Source organism: Brevundimonas sp. (genome assembly GCF_004210735.1).
Taxonomy (GTDB): domain Bacteria; phylum Pseudomonadota; class Alphaproteobacteria; order Caulobacterales; family Caulobacteraceae; genus Brevundimonas.
Window position 1 is genome coordinate 1 of the sequence record NZ_SDZL01000003.1, and the last position, 24,403, is coordinate 24,403.

Here is a 24,403-nt window from a genome sequence, read left to right on the forward strand (position 1 = left end):
CCTCCTCCTCCTCCTCCTCCTCCTCCGCCGCCGCCATATACCTCGAATTGCGCAGTGACGCCCGGCGCGCTGTCCTGCCAGACTACTTCCACTCCTCGTGACGCGAGGATGCTCGTGTATATTGCCGATGGTTCCTCGGCTCCCAATCCTTTTGAGGGCATGATCATCGAGCCCAGAGGGGCGCAACCTCAAGACGATATCTACACCTTCGCTCGATATGGCGCCGGCTATATCGAAAAGCACTATACCGATTTCGTAGCGAGTACTGATGGCCTGGGGCGTATTCGCACGGCCTCAAATGTGATTTTTAACCCTTCTGGTCAATCTCAACTAGGAGATGGCAGCAAACTTACGCTCTTTGATATCGCGAATGTTCTTCAAGGAGGATTGGACTATGTTCAGCTGGGCAAGATTTCACCCAGCACTGCGGGTGGTCTGAGCGTCTTCTTTGCTACCGGGCAACCAATGAACGCGGGAACTATTCCGACAACCGGTTCCGCACGATTTGATGGAGGGACTCGGGGCACCTACATCAACGGCGCAGGGACAGCGTACGAGACATCGAGCGACATCACTATGACGGCCGATTTTGGTGCGGGCCAAGTCTCTGGATCGACATCAAATTTCAAGATGATCGACGCCAATGGCGCGGTGGCTACGCCATCTCACAGCCTTAACTTTGACTTCAGCGGGAATATTGTGAGCACGAGCATCGTTGGCACCGCCACCGGTTCGCACATGACCGGGGAGATCACGGGGATGTTTCATGGCGAAAGGAATGGCCCGCCGGTAGAGGCTAGCGTCATCTACAGGTTGGATGAAACCGGTGGCGGTGGTGTGCTTATCGGGGCAGGTGGGCTCAGGAAGCCGTGAGATTCCCCTGCGCTACGCTTCTGAGAGGCCCCGTTGGCAGCGTCTGAATGTCCAACGCCTGCTGGCTGCCGGTGGCGGCGATCACTACAACCTGAGCTGGCTGCGTAATAGGTGATCAGAAGCGTAGCATGCGGCCTGCTGTGCGGAGCGCTGCTCGGTGGGTCGTTTGCGCCCGTCGCCTCCGCCCAGACGGCTTCTCAACCAGCAGTATTGTCTTCTGATCGCGTGTTCGGCGACGCGCTGTCGGTGGCGTTGAGAAGTGGTGATTACGGTCGCGCCCTGGCGCTTATCGACAGTCGACCGGATGTGGCGATAACGCCTGAAGGTGTGCGCCTGCGCGCCGAACTGATGGCCCGTCTGGGGCGCCCAGAAGAGGCTCTTCTCCTGCTGGAGAGCCATCTGGCTTCGTACGGCTCGGACGCCCTCGCGCGATATCAAGTGGGCGAGATTCATTTCGAAGCCCGTCGCGATTCGTCCGCAACCCTGGCGTATCGACTGGCGCTTTCCGGCCACCTCGATGCCACGCGCCGTGATCTGATTCAGCGCCGCCTCGAAACCATGCAGGCCCGGCGGGGGCTGCGGCTCTCCCTGACGGCCGCGCTTGTTCCCGACAGCAACATCAATAACGCCACCAGCGCAGGGACAATTGATCTGTATGGGCTGCAATTCGTGCTGTCGGACGACGCCCGTCGACGATCAGGGGTTTCCGCCTCGATCTCGGCCAATGCGGAACGTCGATGGGCGGTCACGGACAAACTGTCAGTTTCGGCAGGGGCTGCCGCGTCGCTGCTCGACTCCTCAGGCCGCACCTTCGATCTGGAACAGTTCAGCGGCTTTGCGGGCCCGGAGTGGCGGCCGACCGCCGACGCGCGCCTGTCCATGGCGGCGACCTATCGCGATGTGCGGTTTGGGGGGGAGCCGCTGGAAGTCTCGACCGGCTTGCGAATGACGGGTGACGCCCAGTCCGATCGATTCACACAATGGAATGTATCCGGTCACGTTGACCGCATCGACAGCAAGCGGGCTCGCGAATGGGATGGTTGGACCTATGGCGGGCAGGTCAGCCGAACGCGTTATCTGGGGCCGAGCGCCTTCTGGCGCGCGACAGTAGCGCACGATGTTTATGATCTTGTGGGGGACGAAGCGGATTTTCAGATCGGCCACGTCGCCGCTGGCCGACTGATCTCCGTACCCTTTTCAGCCTTCGCCTACATCGAGCCCTACGCGCGGGTGCGCGATTACCAGCAACGTTCCACGGCGTTCGGCGTGCGGCGGCAGGATTTTGAGCTCGGCGTCAGCGCTAGAATCTCCAAGCGGGATTGGTCGTTCAGAAACGCGTTTCCCTTCGTCCAGGTCACCGCGTCTCGATCCTGGTCCAATGTGGCGTTCGGGGATTATTCGCGCAGCAGGGTCGAGTTCGGGCTGACGCGCGACTTTTGAGTCGTGGAGCGCAACCTTGCCGCCACGCTCCCCGGCGCCTAAGTCGGGCGGGTCGCTGGCCTGGTCGGCGGGCGATTTCAGACGATTCAGACGATTCAGACCCTGTTTTTCCGGGTCTGAAACCGGAGCCCTTCATGTCTCAGTACGACTACGACCTGTTTGTCATCGGCGCCGGGTCCGGCGGGGTGCGGGCGGCGCGGCTGACGGCGTTGGGCGGCAAGAAGGTGGCCGTGGCCGAGGAGTATCGGGTCGGCGGCACCTGTGTGATCCGGGGCTGCGTGCCCAAGAAATTCATGGTCATGGCGTCCGAGGTCAGCCACGCGCTGGAGATCGCCGAGGGTTACGGCTGGTCGTTCGACAACGCCAAATTCGACTGGCCCAAATTCCTGGAAACCAAGGACGTCGAGATCGCCCGCCTGTCGGGCATCTATGCGGCCAACCTGGGCAAGGCGGGGGTCGATCTGATCCACGGCCGAGCGGTGCTGAAGGACGCCCACACGGTCGAGATCATCGGCAAGAACCAGACCTTCACCGCTGGGAAGATCCTGATCGCCACCGGCGGCCGCCCATGGATGCCCGAAAGCGTGCCGGGCATCGAACACGCCATCTCGTCGGAAGAAGCCTTCCACCTGCCGCAAATGCCGAAACGCATCCTGATCGCGGGCGGCGGCTATATCGCGGTCGAGTTCGCGGGCATCTTCGCCGGGCTGGGGGTCGAGACGACGCTGATCTATCGCGGACCGAACATCCTGCGCGGCTTCGACGACGATGTGCGCGCGCATCTGGCGGGCGAGATCGAGAAGCGCGGCATCAAGGTCATCCTGGGCTGCCAGCACAAGTCGATCGAGAAGACGGCGACCGGCCTGGTCAACCACCTCGAAAACGGCATGAGCCTGGAAACCGACGTGGTCATGTTCGCCACCGGCCGCATCCCGCACGTAAAGGGCTTGGGGCTGGAGATCGCGGGGGTCGAACTGAACGACGAGGGGGCGATCATCGTCGACGCCTTCTCCAAGACGACGGCCGACAACATCTGGGCCATCGGCGATGTGACCGATCGCATGAACCTGACCCCCGTCGCCATCCGCGAGGCCGTCGCCTTCCACGAGACGGTGTTCAGGAACAACCCGCAACACTTTGATTATGAAGCGGTCGCCACCGCTGTCTTCAGCCAGCCGCCGGTCGGCGTCGTCGGCCTCAGCGAGGCCGAGGCGCGCCGCGCCTGCCCGGGCGAGGTCGACGTCTATGTGACCCGGTTCCGGCCGATGAAATACGCCTTTACCGGCTCGGACGAACGGGTGCTGATGAAGCTGGTGGTCGACGCCGAAACCCAGCGCGTGGTCGGCGTCCACATCGTCGGCCCCGACAGTCCCGAGATGATCCAGCTGGCCGCCATCGCCGTGAAGGCCGGCTTGACCAAGGCCCAATGGGACGCCACCTGCGCCGTCCACCCGACCATGGCTGAGGAACTGGTGACGCTGAAGGAAAAGCAGAGCCCATCGATGTCGGCGGGCTAGGCCTCAGCGCCCACCAACGCCGCACGTTCCTCCGTCGTGATCAACCGCCATTTGCCCTCGGGCAGGTTGTCCAGGCGGATGGGACCGACACGCACCCGGATCAGGTCGACCACTTCCAGGTCGACCATTTCGCACATGCGCCGGATCTGGCGGTTCCGGCCCTCGCGCAGGATGAATTTCAGGCGGAAGGACTCCATGCGGCTGACATAGGCCGGTCGCAACTGGCGGCCGTCCAGCATCAGGCCGTGGCGCAGGATCTTCAGCTTCTTCTCGGTGACGTCGCCCACCACCCGGACCAGGTATTCCTTGTCCAGATCCGACTGCGGCCCGATCACCGCCTTGGCCACCACGCCGTCCGACGACAGCAGCAGCAAGCCGCGCGAATCCTCGTCCAGCCGTCCGATGGGGGGCAGGGAGGCGTCGGCGGCCGGGGCCGCGCCTTCACCAATACGATTGGCGTCGGTCAGCAGGCGCACGGCCGGAATCTTGTCCGGCTCGGGCTGGCCGGAGACATAGCCCAGCGGTTTGTGCAGCAGGATGGTCACCCCCGCCGCCAACGCCGCCTGGGCGCGGTCGTTCAGGGTCAGGGTCTGGCCCGGCTCGATCTTGCGGCCCGCGTCGGTGACGGTCTGGCCGTCGATGCTGACCAGACCGTCGGCGATCAGCCCGTCGGCCTCGCGTCGGGAACATACCCCGGTCTGGCCCAGCCATTTATTGATGCGGACCGGCTCGGGGCCGTCATAGGTGCGGACAAAGGCCATCAGGTGCGCCGGAACAGAAGCATGAGGTTGTTGGCGGGCATTTCGACCCGCAGTGTCTCGGCCAGGCCGTTCGCCCTGGCCAGGTCGACGACGTCGGCCCGGTCCCGCAGACCCCAGGCCGGATCGCGCGCCTTCAGGCTGTCGTCGAACGCGGCGTTCGACGGGGCCATCGGCACGTCGGCCTCGCGGAACGGCCCATACAGGACCAGCAGACCGCCGGGGCGCGGCAGCACCCGGGCCGCCAACGCCATCAACCCCTCGGCCGCCGCCCACGGGGCGATGTGGATCATGTTGGCGCAGAACACCGCCTTGAACGGCCCATCCGGCGAGGTCGCCGGATCCAGCACGTCCAGCGCCAGCGGCGGGCGCAGATTGGGCAGGGCCGCCCGCGCCGACCAGGCGGCGATGCTGGCCCGCGCCTCGACTGACGGATCGCTGGGTGTCCAGTCGACGGTCAGGGCGGAGGCGAAGGCCACGGCATGCTCGCCCGATCCCGAGGCGATCTCCAGCACCGGCCCGGCGGCCGGCAGATGGGCGCGCAGGACAGCCAGAATCGCATCCGCATTCCGGCGTGCGGCGGGCGAGGACAGGGCGCCGTCCGGCGTCTGGGTCAGGGAGTCGAGGGTTTGCACGACGGGTCCGATACCCCGCCCGTGACCGGATCGCGACCGGAAAGTGTCGCGCGCAGACGCGCCTTGGGTCGCGTCGGGTGGAAAGTTGCAGCGGTTGACGTAAGGGCCGCGCGGGTGTCATTCCCGTGAAACAAAGCGTGATCCTACACGCGAAGGGAGTGGCCACGGCGGCGTCAGATCGCCGGGCCGGAAGGTTCAGGAGAGTTTCACGTGTCCAACGCCACGATCGCCGGCCTGCGCCCGGCGCCGACCCGTCACGCCGGCCTGGTCGCCTGGGTCGAACAGATCGCCGCCCTGACCAGGCCTGATCGCGTCCACTGGTGCGACGGGTCGCAGGCCGAAAAATCCGCCATCATCGCCGACCTGATCGGCAAGGGCACGCTGAAGGAACTGGACCAGGCGAAGCGCCCCGGCTGCTATTACGCCGCCTCGGATCCCAAGGACGTCGCCCGCGTCGAAAGCCGCACCTTCATCTGTTCCGAAGACGAAGCCGACGCCGGTCCCACCAACAACTGGGCCGATCCGATCGAGATGCGCGACCGGCTGGACGGCCTGTTCGACGGCTGCATGAAGGGGCGGACGATGTATGTCGTGCCCTTCTGCATGGGCCCGCTGGGGTCGAAGATCAGCGCCCTGGGCGTCGAGATCACCGACAGCGGCTATGTCGCCGTGTCGATGGGCATCATGACCCGCATGGGTCAGCCGGCGCTGGACATGCTGGGCGACGACGGCGTCTTCGTGCCTGCCATCCACACCCTGGGCGCGCCGCTGGCGGATGGTCAGGCCGACGTGCCGTGGCCCTGCAACGAGGACAAGTGGATCGTCCACTTCCCCGAGACGCGCGAGATCTGGTCTTACGGTTCGGGCTATGGCGGCAACGCCCTGTTGGGCAAGAAATGCTACGCCCTGCGCATCGCCTCGATCATGGCCCGCGACGAGGGTTGGCTGGCCGAGCATATGCTGATCCTCAAGCTCACCAGCCCCGAGGGCGTGTCGAAATACGTCGCGGCCGCCTTCCCGTCGGCTTGCGGCAAGACCAACCTGGCGATGCTGCAACCCAGCCTGCCGGGCTGGAAGGCCGAAACCATCGGCGACGACATCGCCTGGATGCGCTTCGGCGACGACGGCCGTCTGTACGCCGTGAACCCGGAGGCGGGCTTCTTCGGCGTGGCGCCGGGCACCAGCCGCAACACCAACCAGAACGCCCTGGCGACCCTGACGTCGAACACCGTCTTCACCAACACGGCCCTGACGGCCGACGGCGACGTGTGGTGGGAAGGTCTGACGAAAGAGGCTCCCGCCGGCCTGACCAACTGGAAGGGCGCGCCGCACGACCCCGCCTCGGGCGAGCCCGCCGCCCACCCGAACGCCCGCTTCGCCGCCCCTGCCGGCCAGTGCCCGGCCATCGCCCCGGAATGGAAAGACCCCAGGGGCGTGCCGATCGACGCCATCCTGTTCGGCGGCCGCCGCGCCTCGGCCGTGCCGCTGGTGACGGAAGCGTTTGACTGGGAGCATGGCGTCTTCATGGGCTCGACCGTCGCGTCCGAAGGCACGGCGGCGGCCGAGAACAAGGTTGGCGAACTGCGCCGCGACCCCTTCGCCATGCTGCCCTTCTGCGGCTACAACATGGGTGACTATTTCGGCCACTGGCTGAAGATGGGGCAGGGGCGCGACGCCGCGAAACTGCCGCGCCTGTTCTTCGTCAACTGGTTCCGCAAGGACGAGACCGGCAAATTCGTCTGGCCCGGCTTCGGCGACAACGCCCGCGTGCTGAAGTGGATTGTCGAACGGCTGGACGGCAAGGCCGAGGCTGTGGACACGCCGGTGGGGCGCACACCGTCGCGCGCGTCGCTGGACCTGTCGGGTCTGGACCTGACCGAGGCTCAGTTGGCGACCCTGCTGGATGTCGACGCCGAGGTCTGGGCCGAGGAAGCCGCCCTGATCCCCGCCTTCTACGACCAGTTCGGCGACCGCCTGCCCAAGGCCCTGTGGGAGCAGCACGCGGCCCTGACCCGGCGACTGGAAGACGAACGCGCGGCGGTGCTGGCCGCCGAATAGGCCGGTTTCAGGCTTGATATCGGCGACGCGCGGGTCGAATGACGGCGCGTGGCCGATCCCTCTCGCGACATTCTGATCGTCGGCGCTGGCGTTCTGGGGCTGGCGGCGGCTGCCGAACTGGCGGCGCGCGGCCATGCGGTGACGGTGGTCGATCCCGGCGTGGGTAACGCCTCGGCCGTGGCGGCGGGCATGATCGCCCCGGCCATGGAGGCGCTGCTGGACGGCGCAGACGCCGAACGCGCGGCCCTGCTGCGCGACGCCCGTGACCTGTGGCCCGCCTTCGCCCGACGCCACGGCCTGACCCTGTATCGCGAGCCTGCCGAATGGCGCGGCCCCGACGCCGCCGGGCGGGCGGACCGTCTTGAGGCGCTGGGCTTCGCCGTTCAGCGCGGCGAGGGCGTGGTCGCCACCGATGAAGACGGGCGCGTCGATCCGGCCGACAGCCTGCACCGACTGGCCGCCACGCCGGGCGTCACCCTGATCACCGACCGGATCGTGTCGATGACCGCCGAGGACGGGGCGTGGACGGCGACGGGGCGGGGCGGCGCGGTCTATCGCGCCCCAACGGTGATCCTGGCCACGGGCGTTGGCGTCGCGCCGGCGGGCTTGCCGGCCGCGACGGCCGCCGTCATCGACGCCATCCAGCCCATCCGGGGTCAGCTCGCCTTCATACCCCGCGCGTTGACCGACCGCGTGGTGCGCGGGGCGGGGGCCTATGTCGCGCCCGCGCCGGGCGGCGCCGTGATCGGCGCGACGATGGAGGCGGGGGAGCGGGCGCTGGAGATCAACGATCAGGCGGGCGCGCGACAGACGGCGGCGGGGCTGGCGCTGGTGGGCGCGGCTGCTGGAGACGCGCCGCAGTATCGCATCGGCATCCGCGGCGCCTCGGCCGACGGCCTGCCCATGGCGGGGGCGTCAGGCGAAGTCGGCCTGTATCTGGCCCTGGCGCCGCGCCGCAACGGCTGGCTGCTGGCGCCGCTGATTGCGCGGGTCGTGGCCGATGCGATCGAAGGCCGCGACGCAGTTCCCCACGCCGCGACCTTCGACCCGCTGCGGTTCGCCTAGTTCAGGGCGAAGCGGATGGTGAAGTTGACCCGGGCGCCGTCAACGGTCTGACCGTCAATGGTGCGGGGGCTCATCCGGAACTGCCGCGACAGGGTGGTCGCCGCCCGACCAAAGCCCTGGCCCGCCGGCGTCTCGTTCGTGACCGAACAGTCGCTCAATGTCCCATTCGCCCGCACTGAACAGGTCAGCGACGCCGCACCGGTGATGTTCCCCGCCACTGCTTGCGCCGGATAGGCGCGCGCCATCTGCGCCGCCGAGGGGCGGCTGATCCATTGGGGGTTGGTGATGACGGCGGGCGGCGTCGGCGCCGGCGTCGCGGTCTGGCCCGTGCCGGTCGGCGTGGCGTCCGGCACGACATGGGTCAGGTTGATGGCGAGGGAATCGGTCGGCGCCGGGGTGTCGCTGACGGGCGCCGACAGTGTTTCGGTGGGGATAACTGGCGACGGCGTTTTATGCAGCGGCGGGTTCGGCGCCGCCGCCTCACGCGGCTCGACGACCGGCGGCCTGGGCTTTGGTCGATCCATGGTGACGGTGACCGAAGGCGGCGCGTCGAAGGTGATCTCCGGCGGGATTTCGAACCGCTGCTGATACAGCCAGACTCCAACGCCCACATGCACCAGGGCCGAAACCGCCACCGCCGCCCACATCCATTTGGGCAGGGGTTTCTTACGCTCACTGAAGTCGATGGGACTGACCAATCCGGGTCCGCCCGCGGTTCTGATCATCATGGCCTTCATGCCTCCGTAGCAGGCCCTCCCCAGCGCCCACGGTGAAGTTTCGCGCGTCGATAACGGCGGGTTTGAGGCGTCGGGATGTTAGGGTTCCGTTAACCTTGGTTACCGAGCATCAACACATGGCGATCGGATCGATTCCATCATCAGGCGGCGTGGAGGCGGCGATCCGGCGCGCGTCCGGCGCCACCGGCGTGGATTTCGACTTCCTGATGAAGACGGCCCGGCGTGAAAGCGCCATGAACCCGTCGGCGCGGGCCCGCACGTCGTCCGCCGCCGGCCTGTTCCAGTTCATCGAACAGACCTGGCTGTCGACGGTCAAGAAACACGGCGCGCGCCACGGCTATGGCCAGTACGCCGACCTGATCCATCAGGGCTCGGACGGGCGCTGGCGCGTCGACGGCTCGGCCCGCAACGTGGTGCTGGACCTGCGGTTCGATCCGCAGGCCGCATCGGCCATGGCGGCCGAACTGACGGCGTCGAACGCCGCCTATCTGCGCGGACGCACCGGACGCGAGCCGGGGGCCGGGGACCTGTACGCCGCCCACTTCCTGGGCCCGGCCGGCGCGGCGCGGTTGATGGAGGCCATGAGCACGCGCCCCGCCTCCAGCGCCGTCTCGCTGTTTCCCGAGGCCGCGGCCGCCAACCGATCGATCTTCTATCGCGACGGCCGTCACGCCACCGTGGCCGAGGTGCACGCCAATCTGCAAAAGACCGCCGGGCAGGGCGCGCCCGCGTCCAGCGCGGGTCAGGCCGGCGTCGCAGGTCCGGTGCTGGACGAAAAGGACCGGCTGCTGGCGGCGCGCATGGACCGGCTGAAACAGGATCAGAGCCTGCTGGCCCTGCTGCTGGGTCAGGACGGCAAGGGCGGCGGGGGGTTCGGCGGCGCCTTCGGTCCGGACAAGGCCGACAAGGCCTGATCCGCGCCCTTACCGGATGGTAAACCGGACCTTAACCATGTCACGCTCAAGCTCACGGCGGATCAACGCCTGATTCCCCTGACGAGCCTTGCATGACGTCCCATCGCGCCCGACTGACCGAGTTCGATATCCGGCGCCTGATCAAGGCCTCGGACGAGGACGAACGCGCGGCCGCCGCGCACAAGCTGTGCCGTAGTATCGACGCCGCCGATCTGGACCCGGTCGAGCGGGAAGCCGCCGAAAAGATCCTGCGCCTGCTGGCCCAGGACGCAGCCGAACTGGTGCGTCGGGCCCTGGCCGTGACGCTCAAGGCGTCGGACCTGCTGCCGCGCGATGTGGCGCGCAAGCTGGCGGCCGACATCGACACTATCGCCCTGCCGATCATCGGCGCCTCACCCGTCTTCACCGATGAAGACCTGATCGAGATCGTGCGCGCCGGCTCCTCCGCGCGTCAGGTGGCGGTCGCCGCCCGGCCGCGCGTCGGTCGCGACGTGGCCGAGGCGCTGGCCGCCGAGGGCAGCCGTGACGCCGTTCGCACCCTGGCGTCGAACGACAACGCCGACATTTCAGAGGCCGGCTTGACCCGGATCGTCGATCGCTTCGGCGACGCCGCCGACGTCGTGACCGCCGTCGCCTATCGCGAGGTATTGCCGTTGGACCTGACCGAGCGCCTTGTCACCCTGGCCAGCGAACGGGTGCGCGAGCATCTGATCAGCCGTCACGCCGTGGCGCCCGAGACGGCGATTCGTCTGTCCGCCTTTGCGCGCGAGCGGGCGACCGTGGACCTGATCGATCAGGCTGGCGGCGCGGCCGATCTGGCGGCCTTCGCGGCCCAGCTGAACGCGCGCAAGTCGCTGAACGCCTCGCTGCTGCTGCGGGCGCTGGCGCGCGGGCAGATGGCGTTGATGGAGCACGGCCTGGCCGAGCTGGCGAACACGCCGCATCACCGCGCCTGGCTGATGATCCATGACGCCGGCCCGCTGGGTTTGCGCGCCATCTATGACCGGGCCGGCCTGCCGCCGCGCCTCTTCCCCGCCTTCCGCGCCGGGGTCGACACCTGGCGCACGCTCCAGGCCGAAGGGATCGACACCACGGGCGCCGACTTCCGCCAGCGCATGCTGGAACGCTTCCTGACCCAGCGGCCCAACGTCCCGCGCGACGACCTGGCCTATCTGATGGAACGCCTGGACCGCGCGCCGATCAGCGACGACCTGGGCGCCGCCAGCGCGGCCTGAGCCCTGTTCGTCATCCTCCGGCAAGCGGCGCAGCCGCGCAGACCGGGGGACCCAGCGGCGCGCGATAGCGCGACCCTGCCGGGAGCGGATTCGCTAACATCTCGCCCTGCGGGCGCCGCTGGGTCCCCCGGTCTCGCTACGCTCGCCGGAGGATGACGAAAGGGACGGGCGCGACATGCATTCCAAACGCAAAACGCCCGGCGCGATGGCCGGGCGTTTGGATCGGTCATTGATCTTTTACGATCAGCGCATGTGGTCGGCGACACGCGCTTCCAGCGCTTCAGCCAAGGCCTTGCCGGTCGGGTGTTCGTCGGTCTTGATCTCGTCGCGGACGACGGCGCGGATGGCGTCGATGTGGGCGTCCACCAGCACCGGCGGGGCGACCAGGCGGCGCGTCGGCTCATCCAGCAGCTTGCACAGCGACCCGGCCAGCCGGCTGACCAGCGGATACTCATACGTTGCGCCCAGACCCTTCAGGTCGTGCGCGCGGAAATACAGGGCCTCGGTCGTCGCGGCGGTGTAGCCCAGCGCCTGAAGGTCGTTCTGCGCCTTCTCCAGCTTGGTGATCTCGTCCTGCAGCCACTGGCCGAACTGGGCCGACATGGCGGCCAGCGCGGCTTCGGCGCGTTCGATCGCCTGGGCGTCAATGCCGCCGAACCCGCCGCCGACCTTCATGCGCAGGGTGTTGGGCGGACGAATGACCTGGGCCGAATTGCTCACGACGAGGGCTCCCACTTTGAACTCGTGTGTCCAGTATGGGGCAGCCAGCCTTAAGAAGCCGTGACCTCAGCCGGCGAACTGCTCGGCCATGACCCGTTCCCCGAACGAGCGGGTGGCGTCGAACAGCATGGTCAGGGCGATGTCGCGGCGCTCGCGAACCTCGACCTTCTGCACCCGCCGCACCTCGAAACTGTCGGCCGTGGCGCTGACCGGGCGCTTGTCGGGTTCCAGCACCTCGAACGTCACCTTGGCCTGATGCGACAGCAGCGCGCCGCGCCAGCGCCGGGGCCTAAAGGCGCTGATCGGCGTCAGCGCCAGCACATTGGTGTCCAGCGGAATGATCGGTCCGTGTGCTGACAGATTATAGGCCGTCGACCCCGCCGGCGTCGCCACCAGACACCCGTCGCAGCTCAGCTCCTGCAGACGCACGCGTCCATCGACACTGATCCTCAGCTTGGCGCTCTGGCGCGTCTGGCGCAGCAGCGAGACCTCGTTGATCGCCAGTCCGCTGTGGACCTGTCCGGCCTCGGTCCAGGCGTCCATCTGCAGGGGGTGAATGACGGCGCGGTCCGCCTCGGCCAGCCGTTCGGCCAGATCCCGCTCGTCATAGTCGTTCATCAGGAAGCCGACCGAGCCCCGGTTCATGCCGAACACGGGGGTGCGGCGATCCAGGTTCCGGTGCAGCGTCTCCAGCATGAAGCCGTCGCCGCCCAGGGCCACGATGATGTCGGCCTCGCCCTCCGCCACGGACCCATAGCGACGGATCAGCCGGGCGCACGCCTCCTGCGCCTCGGGGCGGTCGCTGGCGACAAAGGCCACGGCGGGAAGGGAAGGCTGGGCGCTCACCCGATCAGGCAAGCCGAGCGGCGGGCCGAAGTCAAACCTTCAGTGCACGGCTTCCGCCATTAGCGCCCGGAAGGCGCGGGCGGCGGCGGGCGGTGACATCGAAGCGCCGGACCAGAACGAGCCCGGCACGCCCGGGCTGCCGTCACCCAGCTTGCGGATCGCGGCCAGCAGGGCCGGGAAGACGGCCCTGTCGATGCCCACGGCGGTGCAGGCGTAGAACAGCGGTTCAGGCGTCGCCGCCTCCAGCGCGCGGCGCACATGCGCCAACGGGAAGTCCCCCAGGGCGGAAAGCCCTTGCTCGAACAGGCCCATCCGTTGTTCGCGCACCGCGCGGATCAGGAAACCGGCCCGCAATTGGCCCGCGCCGTGCAGTTTGGCGATCAGCCGGCGATCCATTTCCTCGCGTTCGCCGTCCGAGGGCAGGGGAACGCCCGTGGCCGACAGGCCGGCGGCGGCCTGATCGGCGGCTTCGCGCACGGCCAGGTCCAGCGCAGGGTTGTCGATGCGGAAGCGTTCGGCGATGGCCTGGCGCAGGGCCTGGCCCACCCATTGATACAGTTGTTCACCCATGGTGTCGGTCAGGCGGGGGTGGCGCGTCAGCGGCGCGCGCAGGGCGGCGATCCGGCGTGAATGATCCACCAGACGGCGCAGGCCGTCCTCGCTGATCTCGGCGGTGCGATTGCTGGCCAGCGCGGTCAGGCCTGCGGGGTCACCCCGCTGGATCACGGCGTCGGCGACGCGGCCGCTCAGGTTCGGGCGGCGCGCCACCTCGATCTGATGCTCGATCGTCGCCTCGACCAGAACGCGGATCAGGTCGGCGTCCTTCAGCAGGGGGCTGGCGGCGATCACCGGGCGGGCGATCTCGATCTCGTCCAGCGCCAGCATGTTGATCAGGGCGGGCGGCGCCCAGTCGGCGCTGGCCAGCGTCTCGGACAGGATGCGGCGGATGTCGCGCTCGGCCTGTCGGGCCAGGGTCATGAAGACCTCGCCCATCAGCGTCGCGGCCTCGGAACTGGGCGGTGCGGCGCGGCACAGGGCGGTCACGCCCAGCAGCAGGCGCTGGCGATCTTCGGTCGTGCGGCTGCGGGCGAGCGCCAGCAGGTCGGCCGGGCGGGGCGCATCGCCCGCGACGGCCCTGACGGCGTCCAGCTGAACCACAGCGTTCAAGATCGGCTCCGAAGTCTCCGCCCGCAAAAGCGAGCGTGACCGTAAGGATCACCCGCCGCTCATGAAAACTTGGTAAACGAAGCCTGAATCCGACGATCCCCCGCCTTGACGCAGGCCCCACCCGGCGTGACCTTGGCGGCAACGAAGAAAACGACGGGAGAAGACATCATGGCCGACGGCGCGACCCTGTCGCTCAGATCGAAGGTCTCGGACGCCGAATGGCAGGCGCGGGTGGATCTGGCGGCGCTTTACCGGCTGGTGGCGCTGCACGGGTGGGACGACATGATCTTCACCCACATCTCGGCCCGCGTGCCGGGGCCGGAACATCATTTCCTGATCAATCCGTATGGCTGGTATTTCGAGGAGATCACCGCCTCGTCGCTGGTGAAGGTCGATCTGGACGGGAACATCGTTCAGGACACGACCAGCTTCATCAACCCGGCCGGCTTCACCATCCATTCGGCCGTCCACGCGGCGAGGGATGAGGCGCACTACGTCATGCATCTGCACACGGTCGCGGGCGTCGGCGTGGCCGCCCAGCAGCATGGTCTGCTGCCGATCAGCCAGAACGCCTGCCTGCTGCAGCACCAGGTCGCCTATCATGGCTATGAAGGTCTGGCCCTGAACCATGACGAACGTGAACGTCTGGTGGCCGATCTGGGCGACAAGTCACTGATGTTGCTTCGAAACCATGGGACGTTGGCGGTCGGTCGAACGGCGGCCGAAGCCTGGGTCGGGATGTTCTTCCTGGAGCGGGCCTGCGCCCAGCAGGTGGCGGCCCTGTCGGGCGGCAAGGACAATGTGCTGACGGCTCCGGACGCCGCACAGGCCGAAACGAAGGAGCAGGGGCGCGGCATCGGCTTCATCTCGTCCCTGGCCTGGCCGGGCGCCCTGCGCCAGCTGGATCGACAATCGCCCGGCTACGACAACTGAATGATCGGCCGGGGGGCTGGGATCATTGCGGCGGCGGCGCTGACGACCGCCGCCCCGTCCGCCCTGGCCGGGGCCTGGACGCAGCCGCGCGGTCAGGCGCAGGTCATCGTCAAGGCCGAGGCGATGAGGGCGGACGACGCCTATGACGCCGATGGCCAGATCGCGGCCATGGACGGTCTGCGTGAAGATCGCGCCCTCAGCCTGTTCGGCGAATACGGCCTGACCGATCGCCTGACCCTGCAGCTCAAGGCCGACTGGCAGTCGGGCGAAGACGCCTATGTCGATTACAACGGACGTGGTCCGGTTGAGCTGGGCCTGACATGGCAGGCGTATCGGGGCGACCGCGCCGCCGCCAGCCTGTACGCCGGCTATGCCCAGGCCGGCGACGGCCGCAACGCCGGATACGCCGAACCCGGTGTGGGGCGGCATGACTGGGAGGTTCGCGCCTCGGGCGGCCTGTCGCTGCCCGGCGGCGGGCGATGGGGTCCGGACCGGTCCTTCATCGAGGTTCAGGCCGCGCGCCGCCTGCGGGACGGCCTGCCGGACGAAACGCGCGCCGACCTGACCGTCGGTGGCCACTATGGCCCGGACTGGCTGGTGCTGGGTCAGGTCTTCGCCGGCGCGGCCGATCGTCAGGAGGGCGTGGACGGCGCCCGCTGGGTCTCGGTAGAGACATCGCTGGTTCGTCACCTCGGTCGGTGGAGCGTGCAGGCCGGCTGGCGCCAGACTGTCGCGGGGCGCGACACGCCGCGCGCCCAGGGCATGGTGCTGGGTTTGTGGCGGCGCTTCTGATTTTCCGGTCTTGCCGCGACGGAACTGCAACGTGGCTCCGTTACAGGACTTTCAGTTGCCTCGCCCGCTGGACCCGTTAAGTCGAGCGACCTTCTGCTCCGGAGACTCGCCCGCGTGATCAAGCGCCATTTCCTTATCGTCATCGCGGCCGGCATTCTGGTCCTGATGATCGTCGCCGCCCTGCTCAAGGTCACGCTCGGGGGAGAACAAAAGGGCGAAGCTCGTGGCCCCGGCGGTCCGGGGGGCGGTCGCGGCCAGACGGTCGCGGCGGCCACGGTCACGGCGCGCGACTTTTCCGACGAGATCCGCGTCCTGGGCGTCGCCCGTGGGCGCCGCTCGGTCAACATCACCTCCAGCACGACCGAACTGATCACACGCGTCCTGTTCACGGACGGTCAGCGCGTCGCCGCCGGCGCGCCCCTGGTCGAGCTGCAGGCGCGCGAGGAAGACGCCGGCATCATCGAGGCCGAGGCCGAACTGCGCCAAGCCCAGCGCGAATATGATCGATACAAGGCGCTGGCCGAACGCGGCGTCGCGCCGCGCGTGACCGCCGAACAGGCTGAAACCACGCTGGAGCGCGCCCGCGCCGCCGTCAGCGCCGCCCAGGCCCGCCGCGGCGATCGCCTGATCCGCGCGCCCTTCGCCGGTGTCCTGGGGCTCAGCACCGTTACGCCCGGCACCCTGATCAACCCGGGCGCGGTGATCGCGACCCTGGACGACACCAGCGTCATCCGCGTCGATTTCCCGGTGCCGGAACGCTATCTGGCGACCCTGCGCGCGGGCACGCCCATTGTCGCCACAGCCGACGCCATCGGCGGCCAGACCTTCACCGGTCGCATCGCCCTGATCGACACCCGGGTCGACGAGCAGACGCGGGCCGTGATCGCCCGGGCCGAGTTCGCCAATCCGGGCGGCCTGATCCGTCCGGGCATGATGGTGCGGGTCGCCATCCAGCAGGGCCTTCGCCAGTCCCCCGCCGCCCCGGAGTCGGCCATCCAGTATGAAGGGCAGGGCGCCTTCGTCTATCGCATCGCGCGCGGCGAGGAAGGCACGAACGCCCAGCGCGTCGAGGTCCAGACCGGCGCGGTCGAGGGCGGCTTTGTCGAAATCCTGTCCGGCGTCACGCCCGGCGAACGCGTGGTCGGCTCCGGCCTGAACCGCATCCAGCCCGGCGCACCGGTCCGGGTCGCCGGAGAAGGCGGGCAAGGGCCGGGCCAAGGCCAGCGGACCGCCCCGAACACCGCCAAGGGCGCCGCCCGATGATGTTGTCCGATCTGTCGGTCCGCCGCCCCGTCTTTGCGGCGGTGGCGGCCATCGTCCTGTGCGTGATCGGGGCCGCGGCCTTCTTCTTCCTGCCGGTTCGCGAACTGCCGGACGTCGACCCCCCCATCGTCTCGGTCAACACCAGCTACGCCGGCGCCTCGGCCGAGGTGATCGAAAGCCGGATCACCGAGCCCATCGAACAGCAGATCGCCGGCATCCAGGGCGTTCAGCGGATCAACTCGACCAGCCGTGACGGCCGCTCGAACGTCAACATCGAGTTCAGCCTGGACCGCAACATCGACGACGCCGCCAATGACGTGCGCGACCGCGTCAGCCGCGTCGTCGGCCGCCTGCCGGATCAGGCCGACCCGCCCGAAGTGGCCAAGGCCGACAGCGACAGCCAGCCGATCATGGTGCTGTTCCTGCGCTCGACCTCCATGAACCGGCTGGAGCTGACGGACTACGCCGACCGCTATCTGATCGACCGCCTGGCCACAGTGCCGGGCGTGGCCCAGGTCCAGATCTATGGTGAGCAACGCTACGCCATGCGCATCTGGCTGGACGCCGCCGCCATGGCCGCGCGGGGCCTGACCGTCACCCAGGTCGAAACCGCCCTGACGACCCAGAACGTCGAACTGCCCGCTGGGTCGCTGGAATCGACGGACAAGGACTACACCGTGCGGGTGGCGCGCACCTATGCGCGGGCCGAGGACTTCGCCCAGCTGCCTATCGGCACGGCGGGCTCGGCCACGGTCTCGACCGGTGTGATCCAGGGCAACGCCGCCTATGTCACCCGCCTGGGCGACATCGCCCGGGTCGAGGAGGCGCCGGCCGAGGCGCGCCGCCTGTTTCGGGGCAACGGCCTGGACCAGATCGGCCTGGCCGTGACGCGTCAGGCCCAGTCGAACGACCTGGCGATTTCCGACGGCGTCACCAAGCTGATGGAGCAAATCCGCCCCAGCCTGCCCGAAGGCGTCACGCTGGAGATGGGGTCCGACAACTCGGTCTTCACCTCGCACGCCATCGACGAGGTGTGGATCACCATCGGCATCTCGATGGCGCTGGTGGCGCTCGTCAATTTCATCTTCCTGGGCAGTCTGCGGGCGGCGTTGATCCCGTCCGTCGTGGCGCCGATCTGCCTGCTGGCGACCTTTATCGTGCTGGCGCCGCTGGGCTTCTCGCTGAACCTGCTGACGCTGCTGGCGCTGGTGCTGGCCATTGGTCTGGTGGTCGATGACGCCATCGTGGTGACCGAGAACATCCAGCGTCGTCTGGACCATGGCGAGCCGCCGCTGGTCGCGGCCGAGCGGGGGACGCGTCAGGTGTTCTTCGCTGTCGTGGCGACGACCGTCGTGCTGCTGTCGGTGTTCGCGCCGCTGCTGTTCCTGCCCGGCTATGTCGGGCGTCTGTTCGTCGAACTGGCGGCGGCCATCGCCGCCGCCGTGGCCTTCTCGGCCTTCCTGGCGCTCAGCCTGTCGCCGATGCTGGCGTCCAAGATCCTGAAGCCCGCCGCCGGGTCCGGCTGGCTGGCGCGTCAGGTCGACCGCACCATGGATGCGGTCAAGGAATCCTACAGCCGCTCGCTGGACGCCCTGCTGGGCCGCCGCATCGCCGTGGTCGGTGTCGCCGCCCTGATCCTGCTGGTCGGGGGTGGGGCGGTCGCCATGTTCCTGCACCTGCCGGACGAACTGGTCCCGCCCGAGGATCGCGGCCGCGTCTCGGTTCGCGTCCAGGGGCCGGAGGGCGCGGGCTTCGACTACACCCGCAAGATCATGCTGGGTCTGGAGCCGATCCTGGCCGAGTACAGGGCGAACGGAGAGGTCGACAGCTATCTGGTCTCCGCCCCCGGCTTCGGCGGCGGCAGCTTCAACTCGGGTAACGCCAGCCTGACGCTCATGGACTGGTCCGAGCGCACCCGCTCGGCCGACGAGATCGCGCAGGAGCTTAACGCCAAGCTGCGCACCCAGACCGACGCCCAGGTCAACGCCTCGACCCCCGGCGCCTTCCAGCGCGGCGGCGGTAACTCCAACTCGGTCGAGATGGTGGTGACCGGGGCCGAATACGGCCCGATCTACAACTGGCTGCAGCCCGTTCTGGCGGCGGCCCAGGACTATCCCGGCTTCTCGCGTCCGCGTCTGAACTACGAGCCGAACTCGCCCCGTCTGCTGGTCGAGGTCGATCCGCAAAAGGCCGCCGCCCTGGGCGTCTCGTCCCAGCAGATCGGCCGCACGCTGGAGACGATGTTCGGCTCCCGCCGCGCCACGACCTATATCAAGGGCGGTCAGGAATATGACGTCATCCTGCAGACAGACCGCGACAACCGGCGCGGTGTCGGGGATCTGGAGGCGCTGTATGTCTCGACCGGTGCGGGTCAACTGGTGCCGCTGTCGTCGGTGGTGACCACGCGCACGTCGGGCGATACGCCGGACCGGCGCCGGCTGGATCGCCAGCGAGCCATCACCCTTCAGGCCGATCTGGCGCCGGGCACGACCATCGCCGACGCCGTGGCCTTCCTGAACGCCGAGGTCGCCAAACAGCCGCAAGGTCTGGCGACCATCCGCTGGGGCGGCGCGGCCCGGGATCAGCAGGAGGCGGGCGGCGCGGTCGCTGCGGCCTTCGGCCTGGCCCTGCTGCTGGTCTTCCTGGTTCTGGCGGCCCAGTTCGAGAGCTGGATCACCCCGGCGGTGATCATGCTGACTGTGCCCCTGGCGGCGGCGGGCGGCCTGTTCGGCCTGTTGATGGCGGGCTCCAGCCTGAACATCTACAGCCAGATCGGCCTGATCATCCTGATCGGGGTGGCGGCCAAGAACGGCATCCTGATCGTCGAGTTCGCCAACCAGCTGCGCGATCAGGGCCGATCGATCCGCGAGGCGATCATCGAATCCTCGACCCTGCGGCTGCGGCCCATCGTCATGACCTCGATCGCCACCGCCTTCGGCGCCCTGCCGTTGATGCTGTGGCAAGGCGCGGGCGCGGGCAGCCGCCAGACCATCGGTGTGGTGATCTTCTCGGGCGCCATGTTCGCGACCCTGCTGACCCTGTTCGTGGTGCCTGTGGTCTATGGCGTGCTGGCGCGCTTCACCCGCTCGCCGGAATACACCGCGCGCAAGATCGAGGAATGGGAAGCGCAGGAGGTCGCGAGCAAGGCGGCTGACTGACCCTTGCCTTCTCCCTCCCCGTCCCGGGGAGGGTGGCTGAGCCCGCAAGGGCGAAGCCGGGTGGGGGCGACCAGGCTGAGCATCCACCGCGCCCAGCATCGCCAGGCCCTCCCCACCCGGTCGCTGCGCGACCACCCTCCCCAGAAGGGGAGGGAGAGGCGTCGCGTTATTGCGCCGCCGGCGCATACCCCGTCTCGACCTTCAGGAAGGCGATGACGTCGCGTCGGTCGGTCGCGTCGGGCAGGCCGGGGAAGGTCATCTTGTTCCCCGGCAGGAAGGTGCGCGGGTTCTGCAGCCAATGGTCCAGCCGCTCGGCGTCCCAGGCGAACCCGGCCGCCTTCAGCGCGGGCGAATAGTTGTATTTGACGTGCGTTCCCGCCTGACGGGCAAAGACGCCGTACAGGTTCGGCCCCGTCATGTTCGGCCCGTTCGGCGTGATCGTGTGGCAGGACCGGCACCGGGCGAAGGCGCGGGCGCCGTTCTCCAGATCACCGGCGTCATAGGGCGCGGGCAGGGCGGCCATCAGCGCCGTCTTCTGTTCCGCGCTCAGGGCGACCGGCGTCGGCGTCGCGGGCGCATCGGCCGGCTCGTCCCCCGAACCACAGGCGGCCAGCGACAGCATCAACAGGGCAGGGGCGAACAGGCGGCGCATGGCGGTCTCCGGTAACGGCGACAGTGATAGCGCAAGGGCGTTTCGTCGCAACGCCTGTGCTTGTCGCATGCTGGACGCCGTCGGGTCGCACCTGATAATCACTGTCAGGAAGGTCGGCGCCTCGCGCGCCGGAATAATGCGAGCGTCATGACCCAGACCATCAAACTCAGCCAGGCCCGTATCGGCGATCGCGGCGTGATCACCCAGGTCGGCGACCACTGTCACCATCAGGAGCATGAGGTCGAGCTGGAGCGTCGCCTGCTGGAACTGGGCTTTGTCGAGGGCGCGCGCGTCGAACTGCTGCACGAGGGCCTGTTCGGCCGCGATCCCATCGCCATCAAGGTGGACGACATGCGCGTCGCCCTGCGCCGTCACGAGGCCGCCAGCCTGACCGTAGAACTGGACGCCGCCTGATGGATGTCGCCGTTCGTCCCGCCCGCATCGCCCTGGTCGGCAACCCCAACAGCGGCAAGACCGCCCTGTTCAACGCCCTGACCGGCGCCCACCAGAAGGTCGCCAACTACGCCGGCGTGACCGTCGAGCGGAAGGAGGGCCGGATCGTCTCCGAGGCGGGCCGCTCCATGACCATTCTGGACCTGCCGGGCACCTATTCCCTGCGCGCCCGCAGCCTGGATGAAGAAGTCACCCGCGACGCCGTTCTGGGCACGCTGGCGGGCGAGGTTCCGCCGGACGTGGTGGTCTGTGTCGCCGACGCCACCAACCTGCGTCTGGTGCTGCGTCTGGCGCTGGAGTTGAAGCAGGTCGGCCGGCCGATGGTGCTGGCGCTGAACATGTTCGACATCGCCCAGCGTCAGGGCCTGCGCATCGATCTGGAGCGGCTGTCCGCTGAACTGGGCGCGCCGGTCGTGACGACCGTGGCCACCCGAAAGCGCGGCATTCCCGAACTGGTCGCCGCGGTCGAGGCGCAGGCCGGCCTGTTCCGGGCCGAGACCCATAATGTCTGGCACGCCCCCTCGGCCGCCGAAATCCGCGCCGCCCACCGTGAGGCCGAGCGCATCATGAAGGCCTGCGTCCGCCCGCCCGAGCGGCCGGACACCTTGACGGGCAAGATCGACAGCGTGCTGCTGAACCCGGTCGCGGGTCTGGTCATTCTGTTGGCCGTGCTGTTCGTCATGTTCCAGGCGGTCTTCGCCTGGGCCACCCCGGCCATGGACCTGATCGAGGCGGGCTTCGGCGCGCTGGGCGGCCTGGTCGCGGCGGTCGTGCCGGACGGCCTTTTGCAGAGCCTGATCGTCGACGGCCTGATCTCGGGCGTCGGCAGCGTGCTGGTCTTCCTGCCGCAGATCCTGATCATCTTCCTGTTCATCATACTGCTGGAAGACTTCGGCTACATGGCGCGGGCCGCCTTCCTGATGGACAAGATCATGGGCGGGGCGGGGCTGCATGGCCGCGCCTTCATCCCCCTGCTGTCCAGCTTCGCCTGCGCCATTCCCGGCATCATGGCGACCCGGGTGATCGAGGCGAAGCGCGACCGCCTGACCACCATCCTGGTCGCGCCGCTGATGACCTGCTCGGCGCGCATCCCGGTCTATACGCTGATCATCGCCGCCTTCATTCCGAACGAGACGGTGTGGGGCTTCGCCAACCTGCAGGGGCTGGTGATGTTCGGGCTCTACGCCTCGGGCATCCTTTCTGCGCTGCTGGTGTCGCTGGTGGTGCGCAAGGTGTTCTGGCGCGGCGCGGTCGAGCCCTTCATGATGGAGCTGCCGGCCTACAAGATCCCGGACGTGAAGAGCGTCCTGTTCAACCTGTGGCTCCGGGCCAAGATCTTCATGCGCCGCGCGGGCAAGATCATCCTGCCGCTGATGATCATCGTCTGGGCGCTGTCGACCTTCCCCTATCCGCCCGAAGGCGCGACCGGTCCGGCCATCGACTATTCCGTCGCCGGCATGATCGGCAAGACGCTGGAACCCATCTTCGCCCCCATCGGATTCAGCTGGCAGATGGTCGTGGCCCTGGTGCCCGGCATGGCTGCGCGCGAGGTGGCGGTGGCAGTCCTCGGCACCGTCTATGCCGTGGCGGGGGCAGAGGAAAACGTCGGCGCACTGGCTTCGGTGCTGGCCGCCGACTGGTCGCTGGCTACCGGCCTGGCCTTCCTGGCCTGGTACGTCTTTGCGCCGCAATGCCTGCCGACCATCGGCGTGGTTCGTCGCGAGACGGGCTCGCTGAAATGGACGCTGATCATGGTCGGCTACATGTTCGGTCTGGCCTATCTGTCGGCCTTCGTCGTCTACCGGATCGCGGTGGCCCTGGGCGGGGGGTGACTTTGCGTCGGCCTATCGCGCTTCGCGCTACTTGAGGCCAGGGGCCGCGTCGGGTCGAGAAGGCGTAGCCTTCTGACCGCGGCCCGCTAAGAAAACGCGTCAGCGTCCCGTCGTCAGCTTCACGACGATGTGCGCCGTCGTATCCACGATGGCCTCGGACGTGTCGGCGCGGCGCATCAGGTCGAAACCGGCGGCCACGGATTCGATCAGGCTGGCCGTCTCATAGGACGCCAGGCGGGGGTTCAGCCCCTCGGGGTGGAAGCCGCTGGATCGGGCCTGGGCGATCCGCCGTTCCAGCGCCAGATGCAGCCGCCGCAGCCGCTTGATCCGGCTCTCGGCGAAGGCCGGCTCGCCCTTGTCGGCCAGCATGTGCTCGACCCGCAGCACCGCCCCGTGCTCGCCCCACAGCGACAGCATCTCCAGCACCAGCGCCCGCGCCGAGGCGAAGCCCCGTTCGCCGCTCCAGTCCGCCTGGACGTGCGCGGCCAGCCGCTGGAAGTCGGTTCCGGCGTCCTCGGCCAGCACCAGCACCACTTCCTCCACCGTCTTGAAATAGGTGTAGAAGGTCGGCGCCGAGACCCCGGCCGCCAGCGCTACGTCCGCGGCCCGAACCTCGCCCAGGTGTTTCTGGGTCAGAAGCGCCCGCGTGGCGTCCAGGATGGCGCGACGCGTTCGGCCGCCTCGTGCGCCGATCCTGTGTCCAAGCTTGTTGGTTGTCTCGGACATGCTCGGGGAGGGGCCGCCGGGAGAGGAATGATGGTGCCGGTTGCAGGAATCGAACCCGCGACATCCAGTTTACAAAACTGGCGCTCTACCAACTGAGCTAAACCGGCGTTGCACGCCTTATGCTGGCGGAATCTCCGGCGTGCAAGCAATGTGCGTCACATGCCCGTCGCCGCACCCTTTTCCGCCTATCTGACGCCCATCCTGATGCTGATGGCGTCCAATGTCTTCATGACCTTCGCCTGGTATGGCCACCTGAAATTCGGGACCAAGCCCCTGTGGATCGTGGTCATGCTGAGCTGGGGCATCGCCTTCTTCGAATACTGGCTGGCCGTGCCCGCCAATCGCATCGGCCACGCCGTCTATTCCGCCGCCGAACTGAAGACGATGCAGGAGGTGATCACCCTGCTGGTCTTCGCCGTCTTTTCGGTCACCTATCTGGGCGAGAAGCTGACGGTGAACCATCTGGTCGGCTTTGGCCTGATCATGGGCGGGGCGTGGTTCATCTTCCGCGGGCCGCTGTAAAATCCTTCTCCCCTCGGGGGAGAAGGTGGGCGGCGAAGCCGCTCGGATGAGGGGGCTGTGTCAGCGAGCAGACGGCTTGATGTCGAGGGTGAGGCCAACCGCCCCCT

At 68.1% G+C, this 24,403-nt stretch carries 22 protein-coding genes and 1 tRNA gene; 14 read left to right on the forward strand and 9 right to left on the reverse strand.

The window, feature by feature from the left end; all coding sequences use genetic code 11:
• Window positions 1-108 precede the first annotated feature (108 nt).
• The 3 genes from EON91_RS00880 (at window position 109) to gor (ending at window position 3,830) form a co-directional block, all read left to right on the forward strand.
• Window positions 109-873 (forward strand): hypothetical protein, encoded by a 765-nt coding sequence (locus EON91_RS00880; protein WP_292090956.1) that lies wholly within the window; start codon window positions 109-111, stop codon window positions 871-873.
• A gap of 225 nt (window positions 874-1,098) precedes the next feature.
• Complete coding sequence (locus tag EON91_RS00885) at window positions 1,099-2,313, forward strand: surface lipoprotein assembly modifier (RefSeq protein WP_292090957.1); 1,215 nt, start codon at window positions 1,099-1,101, stop codon at window positions 2,311-2,313.
• A 134-nt stretch (window positions 2,314-2,447) separates the two neighbouring features.
• Window positions 2,448-3,830, forward strand: a complete 1,383-nt coding sequence (gene gor, locus EON91_RS00890) for a glutathione-disulfide reductase (RefSeq protein WP_292090958.1) — start codon at window positions 2,448-2,450, stop codon at window positions 3,828-3,830.
• Here the strand turns inward: gor and EON91_RS00895 are convergent.
• Together EON91_RS00895 and EON91_RS00900 are read right to left on the reverse strand one after the other, a co-directional pair.
• A complete protein-coding gene (locus EON91_RS00895; RefSeq protein WP_292090959.1) occupies window positions 3,827-4,591 on the reverse strand; it encodes a pseudouridine synthase in 765 nt (254 codons plus the stop codon). The two genes, gor and EON91_RS00895, sit on opposite strands and share 4 nt — an antisense overlap.
• Entirely contained in the window at window positions 4,591-5,223 is a 633-nt protein-coding gene (locus tag EON91_RS00900) for a DUF938 domain-containing protein (RefSeq protein WP_292090960.1), read from the reverse strand. The genes EON91_RS00895 and EON91_RS00900 overlap by 1 nt, the downstream gene beginning before the upstream one ends.
• 210 nt (window positions 5,224-5,433) lie before the next feature.
• Between EON91_RS00900 and EON91_RS00905 the strand changes: the two genes are divergently transcribed.
• Together EON91_RS00905 and EON91_RS00910 are read left to right on the forward strand one after the other, a co-directional pair.
• Window positions 5,434-7,281, forward strand: coding sequence for a phosphoenolpyruvate carboxykinase (GTP) (locus EON91_RS00905; RefSeq protein WP_292090961.1), 1,848 nt, complete (start codon window positions 5,434-5,436; stop codon window positions 7,279-7,281).
• A 48-nt stretch (window positions 7,282-7,329) separates the two neighbouring features.
• Window positions 7,330-8,346, forward strand: a complete 1,017-nt coding sequence (locus EON91_RS00910; RefSeq protein ID WP_292090962.1) for an FAD-dependent oxidoreductase — start codon at window positions 7,330-7,332, stop codon at window positions 8,344-8,346.
• On the opposite strand, the gene EON91_RS00915 is transcribed toward EON91_RS00910, so the two are convergent.
• A complete protein-coding gene (locus EON91_RS00915; RefSeq protein ID WP_292090963.1) occupies window positions 8,343-9,074 on the reverse strand; it encodes a TonB family protein in 732 nt (243 codons plus the stop codon). The genes EON91_RS00910 and EON91_RS00915 overlap by 4 nt on opposite strands.
• Before the next feature lie 125 nt (window positions 9,075-9,199).
• Between EON91_RS00915 and EON91_RS00920 the strand changes: the two genes are divergently transcribed.
• Window positions 9,200-9,997 carry a transglycosylase SLT domain-containing protein gene (locus tag EON91_RS00920; RefSeq protein WP_292090965.1) on the forward strand — a complete coding sequence of 266 codons (798 nt, stop codon included), beginning with the start codon at window positions 9,200-9,202 and terminating at the stop codon, window positions 9,995-9,997.
• 92 nt (window positions 9,998-10,089) lie between these two features.
• Window positions 10,090-11,232 carry a DUF2336 domain-containing protein gene (locus EON91_RS00925; RefSeq protein ID WP_292090967.1) on the forward strand — a complete coding sequence of 381 codons (1,143 nt, stop codon included), beginning with the start codon at window positions 10,090-10,092 and terminating at the stop codon, window positions 11,230-11,232.
• Between the two features lie 243 nt (window positions 11,233-11,475).
• Here EON91_RS00925 and EON91_RS00930 read toward each other — a convergent pair whose 3' ends face one another.
• The 3 genes from EON91_RS00930 to EON91_RS00940 form a co-directional block, all read right to left on the reverse strand.
• Entirely contained in the window at window positions 11,476-11,952 is a 477-nt protein-coding gene (locus EON91_RS00930) for an Hpt domain-containing protein (protein ID WP_292090968.1), read from the reverse strand.
• A gap of 66 nt (window positions 11,953-12,018) precedes the next feature.
• The gene (locus tag EON91_RS00935) at window positions 12,019-12,798 is read right to left on the reverse strand and encodes an NAD kinase (RefSeq protein WP_292090970.1); all 780 of its coding nucleotides are present in this window, start codon (window positions 12,796-12,798) and stop codon (window positions 12,019-12,021) included.
• A 39-nt stretch (window positions 12,799-12,837) separates the two neighbouring features.
• Complete coding sequence (locus tag EON91_RS00940) at window positions 12,838-13,956, reverse strand: DUF2336 domain-containing protein (RefSeq protein ID WP_292091050.1); 1,119 nt, start codon at window positions 13,954-13,956, stop codon at window positions 12,838-12,840.
• Between the two features lie 177 nt (window positions 13,957-14,133).
• Between EON91_RS00940 and EON91_RS00945 the strand changes: the two genes are divergently transcribed.
• From EON91_RS00945 to EON91_RS00960, 4 genes are all read left to right on the forward strand, one after another.
• Window positions 14,134-14,898, forward strand: coding sequence for a class II aldolase/adducin family protein (locus tag EON91_RS00945; RefSeq protein ID WP_292090971.1), 765 nt, complete (start codon window positions 14,134-14,136; stop codon window positions 14,896-14,898).
• Entirely contained in the window at window positions 14,899-15,690 is a 792-nt protein-coding gene (locus EON91_RS00950; protein WP_292090972.1) for a hypothetical protein, read from the forward strand.
• Window positions 15,691-15,804: 114 nt separating this feature from the next.
• Window positions 15,805-16,953: an efflux RND transporter periplasmic adaptor subunit gene (locus tag EON91_RS00955; RefSeq protein WP_292090973.1), complete on the forward strand. Its 1,149-nt coding sequence runs from the start codon at window positions 15,805-15,807 to the stop codon at window positions 16,951-16,953.
• Entirely contained in the window at window positions 16,953-20,111 is a 3,159-nt protein-coding gene (locus tag EON91_RS00960) for an efflux RND transporter permease subunit (RefSeq protein WP_292091051.1), read from the forward strand. Before EON91_RS00955 ends, EON91_RS00960 begins: the two co-directional genes overlap by 1 nt.
• A 166-nt stretch (window positions 20,112-20,277) precedes the next feature.
• On the opposite strand, the gene EON91_RS00965 is transcribed toward EON91_RS00960, so the two are convergent.
• The gene (locus tag EON91_RS00965; RefSeq protein ID WP_292090975.1) at window positions 20,278-20,763 is read right to left on the reverse strand and encodes a cytochrome c family protein; all 486 of its coding nucleotides are present in this window, start codon (window positions 20,761-20,763) and stop codon (window positions 20,278-20,280) included.
• 147 nt (window positions 20,764-20,910) lie between these two features.
• Here EON91_RS00965 and EON91_RS00970 point away from each other — a divergent pair, with 147 nt between their 5' ends.
• Window positions 20,911-21,177 (forward strand): FeoA family protein, encoded by a 267-nt coding sequence (locus tag EON91_RS00970; RefSeq protein ID WP_292090976.1) that lies wholly within the window; start codon window positions 20,911-20,913, stop codon window positions 21,175-21,177.
• Window positions 21,177-23,048: a ferrous iron transporter B gene (locus tag EON91_RS00975; protein ID WP_292090977.1), complete on the forward strand. Its 1,872-nt coding sequence runs from the start codon at window positions 21,177-21,179 to the stop codon at window positions 23,046-23,048. The genes EON91_RS00970 and EON91_RS00975 overlap by 1 nt, the downstream gene beginning before the upstream one ends.
• A 99-nt stretch (window positions 23,049-23,147) precedes the next feature.
• On the opposite strand, the gene EON91_RS00980 is transcribed toward EON91_RS00975, so the two are convergent.
• Window positions 23,148-23,774 carry a TetR/AcrR family transcriptional regulator gene (locus tag EON91_RS00980; protein ID WP_292090978.1) on the reverse strand — a complete coding sequence of 209 codons (627 nt, stop codon included), beginning with the start codon at window positions 23,772-23,774 and terminating at the stop codon, window positions 23,148-23,150.
• 31 nt (window positions 23,775-23,805) lie between these two features.
• Window positions 23,806-23,881: transfer RNA gene (locus EON91_RS00985), tRNA-Thr, on the reverse strand.
• Window positions 23,882-23,933: 52 nt separating this feature from the next.
• Here EON91_RS00985 and EON91_RS00990 point away from each other — a divergent pair.
• On the forward strand, window positions 23,934-24,296 hold the full coding sequence (locus tag EON91_RS00990; protein WP_292090979.1) for a DMT family protein: 363 nt from the start codon (window positions 23,934-23,936) through the stop codon (window positions 24,294-24,296).
• Window positions 24,297-24,403 lie beyond the last annotated feature (107 nt).